Source organism: Candidatus Neomarinimicrobiota bacterium (assembly GCA_018647265.1).
GTDB lineage: Bacteria > Fidelibacterota > Marinisomatia > Marinisomatales > TCS55 > TCS55.
The window spans coordinates 1-18,371 of the sequence record JABGTK010000037.1; the positions used below are offsets into that span (position 1 = coordinate 1).

Below are 18,371 nucleotides of genomic sequence, written 5' to 3' on the forward strand. Positions count from 1 at the left end.
CGTTGGAACCCGGGCCGGTAATGAAAATATTTTAGCGGAATTAGGCGTGGGTGATTTCTTTGGCGAACTTGCCTTATTCGACGATGAGCCTCGATCGGCCAACGCCATCGCCACCATAGATACCGAACTATTGGGATTCTTTACCCAAGATTTAATGACGCTCCAAGAACGTAATCCAGTTCTTGGGCAAAAGATCCTATTCAATCTGGGCGGTGTATTGGGCGACCGGTTAAGAGGTACTAATAATTTGCTCATTCAAGCGCAAACAAAAAGTTAAAAGAAAATGTTAAGTCAGCAGCCCAATTATTTTCAACTCATATACCGCGTGATTATTGGACTCATTGGTATTTGGTTTCTATCTACCATTTGGCCTTTTATTTCTAATGTGGTTCTGATGCTTGTATTTGCGTTCCTATTCACTACCGTACTCCTTTCAAGCGTGGATGCCTTGGAACGAAAAATCGGCAATCGTGCATTGTCAGTACTAGCAGTTGTAATCATTCTCCTTGGAGGAATCGGCACATTCCTAGGAAGTTTTATTTCCCAAATGTCTCAACAGGCGGCTGAATTTTCAAGTCGGATTGATAAAGAAACACTGACACAAGAATTCAAAACGCTTGGTGAAAAATTCACTTCTGCCATGCCAGATTTTCTTCAAAATATGCAATCCTCAAATGGGGAGACAGCAGGGAAACTTAGCGAATTGATCAATACTATTGTGGGTTCATTGGCATCTATGGCTGGTGCAATCGGGAATTTTATGTTCATTGCCACGATGGTTTTCATTTTTACAATTATTCTTTTAGCCGAATATCATGGGTTTAGAAAATCTCTAGTTAATGCAATCCCAAATAAATATTTTGAAGTGGGAATAAAATTAATTTATAATATTGAAAAGTCAGTATCCAGTTATCTGCGTGGACAATTTCTATCGGCTGCAAGTGTAGCTGCCATGTCTATTGCAGGACTATTACTTCTCAATTTGTTTGGCGCCAATCTGACGCTCACCATTTTCATTGGTATTATTGCAGGATTGGCTAACCTTATTCCATTGGTAGGGCCATTTGTGGGTATGATTCCAGCTATCTTGATCGCTTTTATGAATAATATCGGTAGTGAAACGGCTATGGCTCACACCTTATTTGGGGTAGTACCATCTCCATTTTATCTCTTGGATATTGTACTCATGTTTTTAATTGTTCAGCAAATCGAAGGTAATTTGATTACACCAGCACTAGTGGGGAAAAGTGTCGGGCTACACCCTATAGTCGTTATGATTGCCCTTTTGATTGGCGGTACGATTTTAGGTCCACTTGGAATGCTTTTTGCCGTACCTGCTACAGGCGTATTAAAAGTAGTCTTAACAGAGATTGCTTTTGTCAGGAAAAATGCCCACCTCCTTTGATGGGACTATTCCTCTTCGATTCGATACAATCTATAATCCGTAAAAGTTAAATAAACCTTAGTGCCATTTTCATAATGGTATATCCAAAATTGGTTTTTTTGTTCTGACCCGTTAGCCACCACTTCGGATGGGCGCCCCATAATATCTTCCACTTGGGAAATTGTCATACCAAGTTCTATCGATATTCTCGCTTCTTTTTCTTTCTTTTCAGCATTTAGAATCTCGTCGATTTTTTGTCTTATTTTAAAATCATCCAAAGCAGATAATTTTAATTTTAGTTCATCTAAGATGCGCCCATTTGTTTTACTGAGACCGCCCGTCAAATTCTTGGTTTCTTCCAAGGCATAAACCACAAATCGAAGTGAATTTAAATCCCTGAGTGAATCTGCCATTGTAAGCAGATCGGATGCTATGCGGTATTTATATGCCGCTATTTCTGATATTAGAATGGGATCCATTTCAAGTGCTTTATTAAAATAAGAAAGTGCTCTGCCATTTAGCCCAACTTTATATAATTGTTCACCTTGATAAATCAAAAAAGAGATTTTCAATCTTTTCACATGAGGTCTGATTTCCGGATACCATCCGGCCACCATACTTACATGGGCTATTGCTGAATCACCATAACCTTGGGTCAACCATGCTTCTGCTTTTTCCACTTCTCGGAATGCAATCTCTCTCAGTCGTTCATCAATTACACCGTACAATAAAGTATCTGACAACGATTTAGCACGAATATATTTTTCAACAGCTCGTTCTGTCATACCACGCTCATCAAAACTCATACCTTCCCGCATCAATTGGTAGGGAATCTTTCTTTCACTTTCAACAATGAGTTTCTTCGCCCTGTGGATATTGGCATGTGTTGGGTGTTCATCCACAAATTCCTTCAATATTCTTGTGGCTGAAATATAATCCTTACGGTAATATTGCATTTTTCCCGTATCACCCTTTGTTTTCCTCCCACCAAAAAAAACAGACGCGGTAGCATAGATTCCTAATGTCTGGATCTTAAACTTGCTGATGGGTGTCACATCCTTGGAATCTTTAATATGTTTAATATTCGTGTGAGAATATTTCAAATCAAAACCAACGGCAAACCGATTAGCTAGTCCCGGATCGAGGATCATCCTCGCCCCCATGGTGAAAGACTGGGAGGGACCATACCCCGTGGGGGAATTCTCTCCCGCATAAAATTGCGAAAATGCTACTCCGTAGGTATAGCGATATGTTGTAAACCAGCTTTCGAACCACTGGAGCATAAGGGATTGGCTCCAAGCTATCTCATACATTTCACCAGTAAATTTCAATCCTTCGGACCAAGATGCATTAGAGACAGTCCATTCGAGGGGAACTGTTGTAGAAAGAAAAAGTTTAGAATACCTCAGGTTTATACCAGTGTGCATATCGAGCCAACTGTTGCCAAACCAATAATAAGCCAGATTTGTTTTTAAAATATCCATATCCAACTGATGGCCCAGCCTTGATGAAAATTTTCCACCTGAAAACTTTGTCACGTCTGATTCATAGGACATCCAATTATTTTTCAAGCTACCCAATCCTAGGAATCCTCCCCCGGTGTTGTATCCAAAACCATAGCGCATTTCCATGGGAATAAAATTGACAGGATTATGAAATTCGCGTCTTCTGAAAATGCGATCCAACATATAGCCTTTTTCATAATCACCAGCCATTTCTTTATCTAGCGAAAAGACGCGAAAGATAAGCGATTTGGATGTATCCTGAACTGCGGATGTTTCACCGGCCGAAAGGAAAGACCCTAAAATTAGGATTATGGGTATTGATTTTCGAATCATAGCCGTTCAAAATAGGTGAAATTCAACACTTATAGCAAGGTGCGCATCAACTAAAGATTCTGTTAATCCTGAAACGATTTGGGTTAATTTCTCAACTGTATTTAATCGGGGAACTATCCCCATAAAGGATATTAATAAACTGAACATGATTCAATTGAAATCCATAAATATTATTTTAAGAATATTGGTGTTCACCACATTGTTGCCGGCGCAGGCCTTTTCCATAGCTCGCGTTCATTACGGCGGCGGCGGTGATTGGTATGGGGATCCCAGCAGTTTGCCCAACTTATTGGAATTTATTTCAACAAATACATCCATCATAGTTGAGCCCAATGAATATCGGATAAAATTGACTGATCCTGAGTTATTCAGCCATTCGTTCCTCTATTTAACGGGGCACGGAAATATTCGTTTTTCTGAAGATGAAGTGGGAATTCTCCGGGATTATTTGCTTAAAGGCGGTTTCCTTCACGCCGATGACAATTATGGCATGGATGCTTCATTCCGTAGAGAAATGAAACGCGTTTTCCCTGATAAAGAATGGGTCAATATTCCTTTTAACCATGATATTTATCATGCCTTTTATGAATTCCCCAATGGACTACCGAAGGTTCATGAACATGATGGTAAGCCACCACAGGGATTGGGCTTATTTGAAGGAGAACAACTAATCGCCTTTTATTCCTATGAATCAGATTTGGGTGACGGATGGGAAGATATTGAAGTTCATAATGACCCTCAGAGTATTCGCCGGGAAGCTCTTAAAATGGGTGTTAATATAGTTTGGTTTGCGCTGACACAATGAATTCCATCGCACAATATTTGGCCCAAATTCGACAGGCAGCAATAAAGTCTGACATAAAAATGAGTGGCTGGAAAATTTATAATTTATCGATAGCTCTGTTTATTGTTGGACTTATTTTAGAAAGTGTATTTTATTTTTCTAGTTTTGTGCGCTTCACTTTTTGGATGAGCATTTTAACAGTTATAGCAATAGGCATTGTATGGCTGACCATTACGATAATTAATATTTGGAACGATAAATTTGATAGGTACCGTAAGACTACCTTGGCTAAAAAAACCGGTAAATATGCTTTCCCAAAAGATGATACACTCATTAATGCGCTACAAATTGAACTTTTCAAAGAAGAATCTTCATCATCGGAATTAAGCGATGCATTTATTGAACAAATAACTGAAAAGCTTTCTCAATTAAATTTTTCTAATCTATTTCCCATGGACAAAATTAATAGCTGGAAAAATATTACACTGGCCAGTTTAATTATTACCATATTGACACTTTCACTAACATGGAAGTATTCTGTCTCATCCCTTTATCGATGGACCCACCCCAAAACAGAATTTATACCACCCAAGCCATTCAAGCTTAAAGGGCTTTCACGCCATGTGCACGTTTTGGGTGGAGAAAATGTTACAATCACTTTTTCCGCTAAGGGAGAATCTCCCGATTCACTATTTGTTGAATTCAAACCAGTCGCCTACGAACCGGGGCGCGATTCACTAATAATTAAAACAGTATTTCCTTCAAATAAAAATAATGAATTCACTGTTGAATTAAAGGAAGTATTCCAAAATTACCGTTACCGTGCATATTATCCTTCTACAAAATTTTGGCAGCCATGGGATGAAGTGTCTTCTAAAAACTATTCCATCTCCGTCACAGACCGCCCCACGATTAAAGATTTCACAGTAACTATTAGTCCCCCTTCCTACACCGGTTTGGCGCCTCAAATCCAAAAAGCCAATCAAGCAGAGATTCAAGCCTTAAAGGGATCAAAGATTTCTATTCATTTGAAATCAAACCGGAATTTAGCTAAAGCAAAATTGGTCATGAATGGTGAATCGAATAAGATGAATGTTAAAAAGAAAAACGCAAATTATAATTTTATCGTTAAACAAGATGGAGAATTCTCTATCCATTTAACCGATGTACGCGGTGTTACCAATCGCAATCCGATTCCCTTTAAAATCCAGATGCTTGCCGATATTTCACCTGAAATGACAATTCTACAACCGCCGCCAATAGTAGAGCTGGGAGGAGACCAATCCATTCCAATCTTGATAACTATTGAAGATGATTTTGGCTTTTCCAATTTACAGTTGGCATACGAAATCCAACGCCCAAGCTATATCCAGGTAGAACCATTTATATCCATGTTTAGCATTCCTTTATCAAACCAGAATGAACCCAAGCAGGAAGTCCATACAAATTGGGCATTGGGGCAGTTGGGCCTCATGCCGGAAGATGAGGTACACTACCATTTTGAGTTATATGATAATGATGAAATCTCTGGACCCAAAAAAACTATATCCGGCACTTTTATTGCGCGCGTTCCATCCCTGAACGATTTGTTCACTTCTTTTAACGAAAAAGAGGAAGAAATTGCCGATGCTGTTGAGATTGAAATAAAAGATATTCAAAAATTGCAAAAGCAACTGAAAAAAGCAGAACTAAATTTGCTAAAAACGGACAAGCCCGAGTGGAAAGATCAGCAGGCTCTGAAAGAAACCATGGAAGCTGTGAAAAACAAATTATCCGATTTTGAGGAATTAGCTGAACAGTTGGAAGCATTAAATAATTCCGGTGAAAAACATAACCTTTTTTCTGATGATCTCATGGAAAAATTCAAAGATCTGCAAAAGTTGATTGAAGAAATATTCCCACCGGAAATGCTGAAAAATATGGACTGGATGAGTGAAGCATTAGAAAAACTCGACAGCAAAGATCTTTTAAGTGCACTTGAGAATATTTCTAATAACCTTTCGCAAGTAGAGCAAGAACTCGATCGATTCCTGGATATTTTCAAAAGAGTGAAGGCAGAACAACAAGTGGATGAATTGAGAAAACGCATCCAGCAATTGGTGGAGAATCAAGACAATATTGATAAACAAATTCGCCGGACGACCCCCCAAACCGATCCATCCGTTTTCAAACGTTTGGGCATTGAAGAAACAATGAGCCAAAAAGAATTGGATAATATTCTCGATGCCATGGATTCTGCGGCAAATGATGTAAAAGAATTCAGCCGGAGAACAGCACAAAAACTGGAAGATCTGGCGAATTCAGAAACAGCCAAATCATCAGCTGAGCATTTAAATGAAACAATGAAAAATCTGGACAATCAAGATCCTTACCGCGCTATGGACGAAAGTTATGCGGGACTTCAGTCCTTGGAATCGATGGAGGGCGCTATGGACGATATTTTAGCTGATTTTCAACAAGAGACTACAAGGGATATGGCGCGAAAATTCAGGTCTATTTTGCGTGATGTGCTTACACTATCTAAAGGCCAGGAATCCCTTAGAACAGAAACACAGGCAATACCACGAAACTCCCCTCGTCTTGGGAATCTGGCCGGGGAGCAGCAAATGCTTCAGGATCAGCTGGCCCAAACAATGAAGAATACGATGGATCTATCCCGAGAAACCTTTATGGTTTCGCCAGAAATGGGCCGAAAGATGGGATCAGCCTTTGCACAAATGAAAGCATCAAAAGGAAAATTGGCGGATCGAGACGGCAATGGCTCAATGGGTAATCAGGAACAGGCCATGCTATCTTTGAACGAAGGCGCCAAAGCAATTATCCAAACGGTAAAACAAATGCAGGAAAGCGGTTCTGCCAGCGGATATGAAGAATTTTTAAAGCAGATGGAAGAAATGGCGGGACGCCAACAGGGTGCAAACAAACAAGGGATGCAGTTGGCTCTGGGGCAAATGGCTGCTTCTATGCAACAATCCATGATGCAGCAAATGTTGGCCCAACAACAGGGCATTCGAAAATCACTCAGTCAAATGATGGATGAAATGGAACAGGCAGGCGACCAAGGATTGGGCGATCTTTCCGGAATTGCAAATGAAATGGATGAAGTGATTAAAGACTTACAGCGTAAACAATTCACACGGCAAACGTCGGACCGCCAACAGCGTATATTATCCCGAATGCTCGATAGCCAAAAATCTATGACCCAACGTGGATTTGAAGAAGAACGAAAATCCAAAATTGGTGACCAAACATTATTCACGGGTCCATCAGGATTGCCTCAAGATTTGGGCCAAAGACAATCACTTATAATGAATGCTATGAATCATGCCCTCAAGTCCGGTTATTCCCGGGACTATCAAAAAATGATTCGCAGGTATTTTAATGCACTGAGTGAAGCTGAATCAGTCATTATTCCTGATACTAGTTCAGCCCCTACAATTGAAGGAATCAATCCTTGAAACGAATATTGTACTTTCTGTTCATTGGTCAATTGATTGCCCAGCCCGTTGAAGTACTTCCAGAAGAAGAAGGTGCTTTTATTCAAGCTATGGCCATGGAACGATCTGGCAATGTAGGTGACGCCACAATAATTTATCTAAATATCCTGAAAGGTGACCCAAACCATCAGCGGGCTTACTTACAATTAAGAAATATTTATACCCGAACGGGCAATGGAGAAGCGGCAATACCAATTGTAGAAAACTGGCTAAATTCCCATCCTGAAGATCTTCAGTCTGAACTCTACCTCGGTGAATTTTATTTCCGTAACCAGAACCAAGAAAAAGCCTTGGACATCTGGAATAATTTTAGAAAAACCAAACTAACCAATCAAACCACCTATCGCCTATTATTTCATACTTATGTTCGCTTTGGACAGGTAGAAGCCATGGAAGCTTTGACCCATGAAGCGCGGGAGCGATTTGCTGAGCCTCACTTTTTTGCAATCGACTTGGCCAACTATTACCAATCTCGCCAAACTTATGATCGATCCTTAAGAGAATATTTGACACTTATCCAACATCAAAACCAATATTTAATATATGCAACAGATCGAATCCTTTTAATGAGCGATGATACCACCAACTATGGACTCATTGATTCCACACTCAATTCAGTCACTGAATTCAACCCGGATGTGCGCTTAATCCTGGCGGGGTTTTATTACAAGACTGGCCAATTTGAAAATGCACTAAATCAACACAGGCTAATTGGTGCAAACAAACCTAGTGATACAAAGCGGTGGATGAATTTTTCTGAAAATTTGCGCAAAGAAAAACAATTCGATTTATCTGTTAAGGCCTATCATTTCCTCTTGCAAAATATGACAGAGACAAATCCTACTACTGTTGGGAAAGCGCTATTAGGGTTGGGACAGGCCTATGAAGAACAAATTATCCAAAATCAAATAGAGCTAAAATTCGTCAACTGGTTTCCTGATAATGAATTTTTCAATGACCAATTCGTAAAAGGACCAAATATTGCGGATGATCCATTGGCCAATACTATTGAACATTATCAATCTATTTTGGCTTTGCTCCCGCCATCGAACACCACCGCCACTGTTCATTTTCGTTTGGGAGAAATCCAATCCAGAATGATGCGGGATATAAATGGTGCAAAAATATCTTATGAAGCGGCGCTTCAAAATCGCCCAAATCCTAACTTAGAAAATATAATCAGGATTCGCATGGGCGACCTTTTCTTAGCTAGTGGGCAATACCCTAAAGCAATCAACTATTTTAAACCAGATTCAAGGATAAGAATTGGTAGAGGAAAGTTTGATGAATATACCATCCGATATCTTAATAGTTTATTGTACAACCAAGAAATTGAACTGCCCTTGGCCTTCTTGGATTCAGTTACATTGGTCCTTGAACCAAACCACCACTATTTTAATGATTTAATGGAAATGCACGATTTGCTTGTTAATTATTATCTGGATGGTACTCGGAATGATCGAAGTGCTTTTGAATCTTTTTTCCAAGCTGAAGCATTGATTCGCCAGTACAAAATTCCCGAAGCTTTGGAAGCAATAAGATTAATTAAACAGAATTATCCTGATGCATTAATTACACCACTTTCCACTTTAAGGATGGCACTTTTACTGCTGGAATTTGACCAGCCAGAGGCTGCTCTTTCGGCAGCTTTGTCCATTGAAGAATCGCCACTTAAAGATCAGGGTTTAGCCTTGGCAGGTGAGATTGAGGAGCTATTTTTGGGAAATCCTGAAAAGGCATTGATCTACTATCATCGCATTTTGTCCGAATGCAAATCGTCTCTTTTGGTTGAGCCGGTGCGCCTCCATATTCGAAAATTATCAAAACCACAGGAGAGTTAATTGAAACGTTTTTTACCACTTCTTCTTTTACTAATTCAATTTGGTTTGAGCCAAAAAATTCTCATCCCCATGGACCAATCCCAAAAAGACCATTTGAAAGCTTATGGCACCGCTTTTTGGATTTTGGGAGAGAACATAAATGTAGAGTGGATTTTAAATTATCGCGGTGGCTCCTTCATGACGGATAGCTATCCTGATATTGTACAAGAATGTCTTGTCCGTGGCATTTCTTACGAAATTATTGGTGTCGAGCAAACATTGGCCATTTACAACGAAGTTGAAGTGAATAATATGGATATTGCTCTTTTAGAAAAAGCACCTAAAATTGCCATTTATTCACCACCCAATAAACAGCCGTGGGATGATGCGGTTACCTTGGCCCTTACTTATGCTGAAATTCCATACGAAACTATTTGGGACGAGGAAATATTCAACGGCGCATTGGGGCAATATGATTGGCTCCATTTACACCATGAGGATTTCACAGGTCAGTACGGGAAATTTTATCGGAATTACCATACGGCGACATGGTATATAGAACAGCAACAGCAATTTGAAGCAGTGGCTCAACGGCTGGGATTTAACTCGGTCCATGCCCAAAAGAAAGCACTCACCCAGATGCTCAAAAATTATGTGTCAAATGGTGGTTTCCTTTTTGCCATGTGTTCTGCTACTGATTCATTTGATATTGCTCTGGCTGCCCTAAAAGTAGATATAGCACATTCTGTTTTTGATGGTACTCCAATCGATAAAAATCCCCAAGAAAAAATGGATTATACAAATGCCATGGCATTTGATAATTTTAAGATTATTACCGATCCCATGGTTTATGAATATTCTGATATTGATTATCCGCCCAGTGATAATCCAATCGTCCGCGGTGCCGAAGCGGATTACTTTACACTATTCGAATTTTCGGCCAAATATGATCCAGTGCCTACAATGCTGACGCAAAACCATGTATCTGTGGTGAAAGGATTTATGGGACAAACAACAGGATATCACAGAGAAAAAATTAAAAAGCATGTGTTAATTATGGGCGAGGATGCTACGACACCCCAAGTAAAATATCTTCACGGAAACCAAGGGCAAGGGACGTTTACTTTTTTGGGTGGCCATGACCCGGAAGATTACCAACATTTTGTTGGCGATCCACAAACGGATCTAAAACTCCATCGAAATTCACCGGGATATCGCCTAATCCTTAATAATGTTCTTTTCCCAGCGGCGCGCAAAAAGGAACGAAAAACGTGATGAAATATTTACTGCCACTAAGGTCACTAACATTCGCTAAGGATAGTTTTAAGCTTTAGCGCCCCTTAGCGTTCTTCACTGCAAAATAAATATGTTTATTCAAAAAGAAATATCATTAGACCCAAGACCGAGAGGATTTCATCTTATTACGGATGAAGTGTTAAATGCAGTTTCTGAAATTCAAAATATCGTAATCGGTACCATGCAGGTCTTCATTAAACATACTTCCGCTTCACTGACAATCAATGAGGATGCTGACCCAACGGTTCGGAAGGACTTTGAATCCCACTTTAATCAAATGGTTCCGGAGAATGCGCCCTATTATGACCATACATTCGAGGGTCCCGACGATATGCCAGCCCATTTGAAATCATCAATTTTGGGTTCATCAGTGAACATCCCCATCACCAATGGAAAACTGAATTTGGGTACTTGGCAGGGGATATATTTATGTGAGCACAGAAACCGTGGGGGAAACCGAAAATTGGTGGTGACGATTCAGGGGGAGTAAAGATTGAATGAAAAGTGGAATAATTCGTTATGCTCATCGTTGCAATCCTGAAAAGAGACTATTCTTTCTTTTTCGCCTCATTCCAAATAGCATCCATTTCTTCTAAAGTTGCTTCGTCCAATTCCTTACCTTGGGCTTTGATGCCTTCTTCTACATTTTTGAATCGGCGGATAAATTTTTTATTCGTTTTTCTTAAAGCATCTTCTGCGGGGATATCCAAAAAGCGCGCCAGGTTTACAATTGAAAAGATTACGTCACCAATTTCTTCAGCAATATGGTCTTTACCACTATTATCTTGGGCCTCCTTTAATTCCAAAATTTCTTCATGAATCTTATCCCATACTTGTTCCACTTTATCCCAATCGAAACCGGCATAACTGGCTTTTTGCTGAAGACGTTGGGCCCGGACTAAAGCGGGTAAATTATTGGGCACCCCATCCAAACGGGATTTACGTCCTTTTTCTTTATGCTTGGCTGCTTCCCAATTTTGTTTGGCATGAAAGGCCGCATCAGCTTGAGCATCGCCAAAAACATGGGGATGGCGATTCACCAGTTTTTCATTCACTATTTTCAGAGATTCATCCAGTTTGAATTTGCCATCATCCTCAGCGATGGATGCTTGAAAAACCACGTGGAGGAGAATATCGCCTAACTCTTCTTTTAGATTTTCCCAGTTTTTTTCATCCACACTTTCGATAACCTCGTAGGCCTCTTCTATAAAATAGGGCAGTAAAGATTCATTGGTTTGTTCTCTATCCCAAGGACAGCCATCGGAGGCACGAAGCCGTTCAACAATTCGCACCAATTCCTCGAACCTTTTTCCCATATCACCCATAAAGCGCATCCCAATTGACTTTTTCTAAATAGTGATTTTCTTTTTCTGTCATGATCTTTTTATTATCCTCGGACTCATCTTCATAACCCAATAGATGCAATCCGCCATGGATAATCAATCGGCCTAATTCTTTTTTAAATGGTTCATTAAATTTTCCCGCATTCTCTTTCGCCCGAGGAAGGCTAATATAAATTTCACCTTCAACCTCTTTTTCTCTATAGTTATTCAGGCGAAAGGCTATAACATCGGTGAATTGATCTTTTTGGAAAAATTCTTTTTTCAAATTACTGAGTAAATCATCGGACCCAAAAATAAGTGACAATTCTGAATTTAGAATTCCTTCTATTTCGAATACAGAATTTATAATTGAAATAACAGCCGATTCCAGGGGCCCCTCCAAAGCGGGATCTGAATCAACCTTTATAGATATCACGCCCGAGCAACCTCGCCGGGATTATCATCTTTTTTATCATCGGGATACTCAATCCGAATATGGTAAATACCTCGAAGGACAGGCAACAACCCCGTGGTGCCGTCAATTTTTCCTTTGATGCGGGTTAACTCATCCAAGGTTAAAGGACATTCAGAAAGTTGGCCGGCAGACACCCGTAAGTTGATAATTTTATCAATCATATCTTCAATTTTTAAAATATCCGGTTCTTTGATAGAACGGACGGCCGCTTCCACAGCTTCACATATCATGAGAATACCTGTTTCTCTGGTGTTCGGTTTCGGTCCGGGATATTGAAATTGTTTTTCATTAATTTTGCTTTTACCTGCTGCTTCCAGCGCCATTCGGTAAAAATATTCCACCCTTGTTGTGCCATGGTGCATGGGAATAAAATCACTCACGATTCTGGGTAATCTATATTCTTTAGCAAGATTCAACCCTTCTGTCACATGGTTTTTAATAATCTTGGCACTCATGACAGGCGTAAGTGTATCGTGTTTATTTTCACCGGCATATTGGTTCTCAATAAAATATTCAGGCCGAATCATTTTACCCAAATCATGATAGTATGCTCCAACACGGCATAAAAGAGAATTAGCGCCAATGGCATCAGCACACGCTTCGGCCAAATTTCCCACAACAATACTGTGATTAAAAGTACCGTTTGCTTCTTGCTGTAGGCGTTTTAAAAGTGGATGCTGAAAGTCCAGTAATTCTATCAAAGTTAAATTAGTCGTAATACTGAATGATACTTCCAGCAAACCGATCAACCCATAAGTCACGATGGGGCTCAGGACTGCCACCACGGTTAAGTTCATCATATCGTAACCCATAACGGGCCAAGAATGGCCTTTGAATAATCCCTGTGCAAGAATGGCAAGAGCGCTACTGGCTACCAAAGCAAAAATGGCGGTGAATAATTGGCTCCGCCGCCGAAGTTGCCGAACTGCATAGATGCCAACCGAAGAAGTGAACATCGATGTTACCATGAATTCCACATTATTCCCGATGAGAATGCTCACCAATAAGATTATGGAGGTAATGCCCATAAAACCAATCCGCGCATCAAACATGATAGTAAGAACCATCGCGGCCACGGTGATGGGAATTAGGTATTCAGATAATTCTAACTTTTGGGTAAACAAATAAGCAAGGCCAACTTCGATAGTAAAGATGAGACCGAGCAAAAGGACCATTCGCCAATCTTCAAAAATGGGTGTGCGGTAAGTAAGGAGAAAAGTAAAGAAGAATGAAATGATAATTCCGATAACTAGGATTCGACCTAAATATGCTAAAGCAATATCGAGCCCTCGCTCTTCTCTTGCTTTTTTGTCAACGGACACTGACAAAGAGTGGAGCTTCTGTAGATCATCAGCTGTGACTCGTGTATTGGCATCCACAATCCGTTCATTCTTCAGGATAATTCCCTTATTTCGAGGAATTCGATCCTGCCGTGCTTGTTGTCTTCTTTCCGTGGTCTCTCGGTCATAAACCAAATTTGGTTTCATAAACTCAACTACGAGGGAGTAACCCATATCACGGCGAATATCTGCTTCATCAGGATATTGATTGGTCACTTCTACTCGCGCTTTTGTCCATGCATTTTGCAGGTCATTATAAGTGGTGGGATTTTGCAATTCCGGTGCTTCATCATTTCCGATATTTACAGCCACTTTATTGCTGATAATCTCAGCCAGTTCAATATCATAAATCCCTTCGGCCCAACGGTTGCGGGAAATCTGGATCATATCATTTTGCAGTTTTTCCAAATCAATCATTAAAGGGTCCGACGGGTCCAAAGTGAAAATATTGATCCAATTTTCATCATCTGAAGCAAAGGCAAATTCACTTTGAATTTGCACCATTAAAACAGCTAAAGCGGCACTGTCTGATTGAACTGTAACACGGGCCGCATCATATTGATCTGAAAAGCGGTTCCGATAAAGTGTATCTTTTGAAGCAGATAATTTTTTATTTCCCAACTGGAGTGCATTGACCAAACTAAAATATTTATGGATAGATGCCACTTGCCCATCCACAATATCTTGTGAACGGGAAAATAAAAAAGGTTCTGACTTTATAGCTTCATCCAAATCAGATTGCAATTCTTGGTCTGTTTTTAAAATAGGATAATTAAAAGGCGCTACAACTTCTTCCCGCGCCACATCATTCAGTTGATAAGAATAGAGAAGTGCCTTTCCCTGGGGAAAGAAGAATGATAGAACAGCAATAACTGCCATTAAGATGGATATTTGCCGCCAATAATGATTTAGAATATCAGAAAATTTCTGGTAAATGGATGGCTTATTGGGAATGCGGACCATTAAAATCCTTTGACAGAATTAACAATATTTTTTGCAATAATCAGGCGTTGAATTTCACTGGTGCCTTCGCCAATTTCAAGTATTTTCGCATCACGGAAATAGCGCTCAACATCATATTCTTTAACATAGCCATATCCTCCAAGAATTTGGATCGCTTCCGTTGTTGTTTTCATGGCAGTTTCACTGGCAAACAGTTTGGCCATAGCACCTTCTTTAATAATATTTTTTCCTTGATCCTTCATCCACGCCGCATGGAATGTTAGCAATTTTGCCGCTTCGATCTCGGTAGCCATATCAGCCAATTTATTCCCCACAGCTTGGAATTCATGAATCTCTTTCCCAAACGCTTTTCGTTCAGTGGAATATTTTAAGGCTCGCTCATATGCTCCCAAAGCAGTCCCTACAGAAAGGGCCGCTACGGAAATCCTTCCTCCGGTTAACGTTTTCAGGAATGTTTTAAATCCTTTCCCCGGTGTTCCCAACATATTTTCGGCAGGGATAACCATATCTTCAAAAAATAATTGCCGTGTGTCGCTGGCACGCCATCCCATTTTCTTTTCTTTGGGGCCCAGTTTAAATCCCGGCGTATCGGTTGGAACAATAAAAGCGCCGATTCCTAAATCTTCTCCATTTTCAATTATTCGAGAAGTAATGTTGATGAGACCAGCTTCACCGGCATTGGTAATAAATATCTTCCCACCGTTGATTACATAATCATTACCTTTTTTTACAGCAGTTGTTTTGGTGGCTCCTGCATCACTCCCCGCTCCCGGTTCTGTAAGGCCAAAAGCTCCGATCATTTCTCCGGAGGCTAAAGCAGGGACATATTTTTTTCTCTGTTCCTCATTCCCCGCAATTACGATTGGTGTTGTGCCCAAGGATGTATGGGCCGCCATTGTAATGGCCACAGAAGCGTCGGCTCTTGCCAATTCCATCACAGCGGCTGCATAGGCTACCGTGTCCATTCCGCCACCGCCCAATTCCTCCGGGATGGGAATTCCCATGAGGCCCAATTCAGCCATTTGATTGACCAAGTTTCGTGGAAATATTTCTTTTTCATCCAAATCGGCAGCGATTGGGGTGATTTCATTATTGGCGAAATCACGTACCATTTCTACCAACATTGTATGTTCATCTGAAAAAAATAATTTGTCCATTTTTCTCTTATTTATCGTTTGAAATTAAATTCCTAAAAAGTTGGATTATAATGAGTATTTTACCACCGAATGGCGGCTGAAGCCCAAGTATATCCAGCACCAAAAGCGGCCAATATTATATTGTCACCTCTTTTGATTTTACCTTCTGCCAAAGCTTCTGTTAATGCAATTGGTATGGAAGCGGCAGTTGTATTTCCATATTTATGTATATTACTGAAAATCTTTTCCATCCCAACGCCCAATCTTTTGGCAACAGCTTGACTAATTCTAAAATTTGCTTGATGAGGAATGATTAATTTTATGTCATTCAACGAAAGATTATTCTCATCCAATGCTTCGTTTATCACTTCCGGGAAACGGCGCACTGCATTTTTAAATACTTCTCGACCATTCATATGTGGACGGCAAACACCACTATCAATCGATTCTTGGTTTACCCAATTATTTCCTCTCGTTCCAGGGCCTTCCATCCACAAATTATTCATATTAGCGCCTTCGCTGTGAATATGGGTAGATAAAATTCCACTTTCATTATTACTCCTCTGGAGTACTGCCGCGCCACTACCGTCACCAAACAGAACACCCATATCCCTGCCGCGAGTAGAAAGGTCTATAAATTTAGATTGCGCTTCTGCACCCACGACTAAAATGGTTTTATGCTGGCCGGTTCGAATAAATTGATCAGCGACTGAAAGGCCGTAGACAAATCCTGAACAAGCAGCTTTTAAATCAAAAGTTCCTACCGTCCGTAATCCTAAGGCTGCCTGAAGTTGATTGGCGACGCCGGGAAAATAATAATCTGATGAAATTGTGGCCACAATAATGAGGTCTATTTCATGGGCCTCTATGTCGGCCATATCCATAGCTTTCTTTGAAGCGGCCAATGCTAAATCTGAAGCGGCCTCTTCTTCACTGACCCAATGACGTTCTTTAATTCCTGAACGTTCCTGGATCCATTCATCGGAGGTATCCATCCATTGCTTCAAATCATTATTTTTTAGAATGCGGTCGGGGACGTGAAATCCCATACCGATTATTTTAGTTCGGTGCATTAGGTATTAATTGGGTTTATTTGGAATTTGTATATCGCGAACATTGAGTTGTATCATGGATTTTCCCTGCCATTCATTTACCTCCACCACGTAGGCAAGATCGATGGGAACACCACGAATCAAATCCTCATAATGAGAAGATAATTTGAACCCAATTGCAGGATAATTCCTACCATTTTGACTGACGGTGAAACGAACATGTTCACCATTCCCAATTAGGCGAGGTTGGCCTGAAATCGACAAATTTCGGCTGGCAAACTTGGGGCGCATATTACCAGGACCAAAGGGACCCAGTTTTTCCAAAAATCGCATAAAACGCGAATTGATATCCGTAAGGGCCATTTCACCATCAATACTAATACGAGGAATTAAATCTTCTTCTGCGAGAATTTTATTCACATTTCTTAAAAAAATTGATTTAAAATTTTCAAATTTATCTTCACGAATAGTCATACCTGCTGCCATAGGATGCCCCCCAAATCCCTCGAGAAATTTGCTCGCATGGGATAGGGCTTCATACAAATCAAGTTGAGGAATACTCCGAGCTGACCCCTTCCCAATTCCGTCTTCATCAAATGAAATGATAATAGCAGGCCGTGAGAATTCATCCTTGATCCGGGATGCCACGATACCGATTACGCCGGGATGCCAACCCTTTGATCCTATGATGACAACTTTATCCTGCGCTAAATCGACCTGTGCATGAACCATGCGAATAGCATCATTCACCACATCTTCCTGGATTAGCTGGCGACGCTTATTTTCTCGGATTAAAATGGATGCCAATTCCTCAGCCCTTGCTTTATCTGAAGTTGTGAGTAATTCTACAGTGCGATTGGCATCACCCATCCTGCCGGCAGCATTAATCTTGGGCGCCAAACCGAAAACTAACTTCCCTACATTTAACGATTCCCCAACCAATCCTGTTTGGACAAGAAGTTGATATATTCCAGGTTTTTCAGCCTGTTCTAATGTTTCAAGGCCATTATGGACCAATACCCTGTTTTCATCTAGAATTGGAACCATATCAGCCGATGTGGCTAACGCAACAAGATCGAGGTGTTTTAGTCCCACATTTGAATCGGCACCGCACTTCTCCGACAAAGCTGATATGAGCTTAAAGGCTACGCCGCACCCGCACAGCCCTTTAAAGGGGTATGCACAGCCTTTTTGCTTTGGATTAAGTACTGCGTATGCATTAGGAAGTTTTTCGTCAGGAATGTGGTGATCGGTAATAATAACACCAATTCCCAAATCATTTGCATAATTCACAGGGTTGAAAGCATTAATACCGCAATCGCAGGTAATGAGCAAATCCGCCCCAATTGATTTGGCATAATCAATTCCACCAGCGGATAATCCGTAACCTTCCTTTTCTCTATCGGGAATATAGAACTCAACTTTTGCGTTAAGATCTTTTAATCCAAGATATAATAATGATGC

Annotated in this window: 14 protein-coding genes; 7 read left to right on the plus strand and 7 right to left on the minus strand. The window is 40.4% G+C overall.

The features are described 5' to 3' along the window. Together HN459_02630 and HN459_02635 are read left to right on the plus strand one after the other, a co-directional pair. Positions 1-277, plus strand: a 277-nt coding sequence (locus tag HN459_02630; protein ID MBT3478337.1) for a cyclic nucleotide-binding domain-containing protein, incomplete at its 5' end; no start/stop codon positions are given. 6 nt (positions 278-283) lie between these two features. Beyond that, positions 284-1,405: an AI-2E family transporter gene (locus HN459_02635; GenBank protein MBT3478338.1), complete on the plus strand. Its 1,122-nt coding sequence runs from the start codon at positions 284-286 to the stop codon at positions 1,403-1,405. A 5-nt stretch (positions 1,406-1,410) separates the two neighbouring features. On the opposite strand, the gene HN459_02640 is transcribed toward HN459_02635, so the two are convergent. Beyond that, the gene (locus HN459_02640) at positions 1,411-3,222 is read right to left on the minus strand and encodes a hypothetical protein (GenBank protein MBT3478339.1); all 1,812 of its coding nucleotides are present in this window, start codon (positions 3,220-3,222) and stop codon (positions 1,411-1,413) included. A gap of 145 nt (positions 3,223-3,367) precedes the next feature. On the opposite strand from HN459_02640, the gene HN459_02645 reads away from it, so the two are divergent. The 5 genes from HN459_02645 (at position 3,368) to HN459_02665 (ending at position 11,109) form a co-directional block, all read left to right on the plus strand. After that, positions 3,368-4,027: a DUF4159 domain-containing protein gene (locus tag HN459_02645; protein MBT3478340.1), complete on the plus strand. Its 660-nt coding sequence runs from the start codon at positions 3,368-3,370 to the stop codon at positions 4,025-4,027. Beyond that, a complete protein-coding gene (locus HN459_02650; protein MBT3478341.1) occupies positions 4,024-7,464 on the plus strand; it encodes a hypothetical protein in 3,441 nt (1,146 codons plus the stop codon). Before HN459_02645 ends, HN459_02650 begins: the two co-directional genes overlap by 4 nt. Further along, the gene (locus HN459_02655; protein ID MBT3478342.1) at positions 7,461-9,344 is read left to right on the plus strand and encodes a hypothetical protein; all 1,884 of its coding nucleotides are present in this window, start codon (positions 7,461-7,463) and stop codon (positions 9,342-9,344) included. Before HN459_02650 ends, HN459_02655 begins: the two co-directional genes overlap by 4 nt. Further along, positions 9,345-10,598: an asparagine synthetase B gene (locus HN459_02660; protein MBT3478343.1), complete on the plus strand. Its 1,254-nt coding sequence runs from the start codon at positions 9,345-9,347 to the stop codon at positions 10,596-10,598. Positions 10,599-10,689: 91 nt separating this feature from the next. Next, on the plus strand, positions 10,690-11,109 hold the full coding sequence (locus HN459_02665) for a YjbQ family protein (protein MBT3478344.1): 420 nt from the start codon (positions 10,690-10,692) through the stop codon (positions 11,107-11,109). A 58-nt stretch (positions 11,110-11,167) separates the two neighbouring features. Here HN459_02665 and mazG read toward each other — a convergent pair whose 3' ends face one another. The 6 genes from mazG to recJ all read right to left on the minus strand — a co-directional run. Beyond that, complete coding sequence (mazG, locus tag HN459_02670; GenBank protein MBT3478345.1) at positions 11,168-11,944, minus strand: nucleoside triphosphate pyrophosphohydrolase; 777 nt, start codon at positions 11,942-11,944, stop codon at positions 11,168-11,170. Beyond that, positions 11,937-12,377, minus strand: a complete 441-nt coding sequence (gene ybeY, locus HN459_02675; protein MBT3478346.1) for an rRNA maturation RNase YbeY — start codon at positions 12,375-12,377, stop codon at positions 11,937-11,939. Before ybeY ends, mazG begins: the two co-directional genes overlap by 8 nt. Next, a complete protein-coding gene (locus tag HN459_02680; GenBank protein ID MBT3478347.1) occupies positions 12,374-14,719 on the minus strand; it encodes an HDIG domain-containing protein in 2,346 nt (781 codons plus the stop codon). The genes ybeY and HN459_02680 overlap by 4 nt, the downstream gene beginning before the upstream one ends. After that, the gene (locus HN459_02685; GenBank protein MBT3478348.1) at positions 14,719-15,876 is read right to left on the minus strand and encodes an acyl-CoA dehydrogenase; all 1,158 of its coding nucleotides are present in this window, start codon (positions 15,874-15,876) and stop codon (positions 14,719-14,721) included. The genes HN459_02680 and HN459_02685 overlap by 1 nt, the downstream gene beginning before the upstream one ends. A gap of 59 nt (positions 15,877-15,935) precedes the next feature. Next, entirely contained in the window at positions 15,936-16,928 is a 993-nt protein-coding gene (locus tag HN459_02690) for a ketoacyl-ACP synthase III (protein MBT3478349.1), read from the minus strand. 6 nt (positions 16,929-16,934) lie between these two features. Next, a partial coding sequence (gene recJ / locus HN459_02695; protein MBT3478350.1) for a single-stranded-DNA-specific exonuclease RecJ occupies positions 16,935-18,371 on the minus strand: 1,437 nt, incomplete at its 5' end.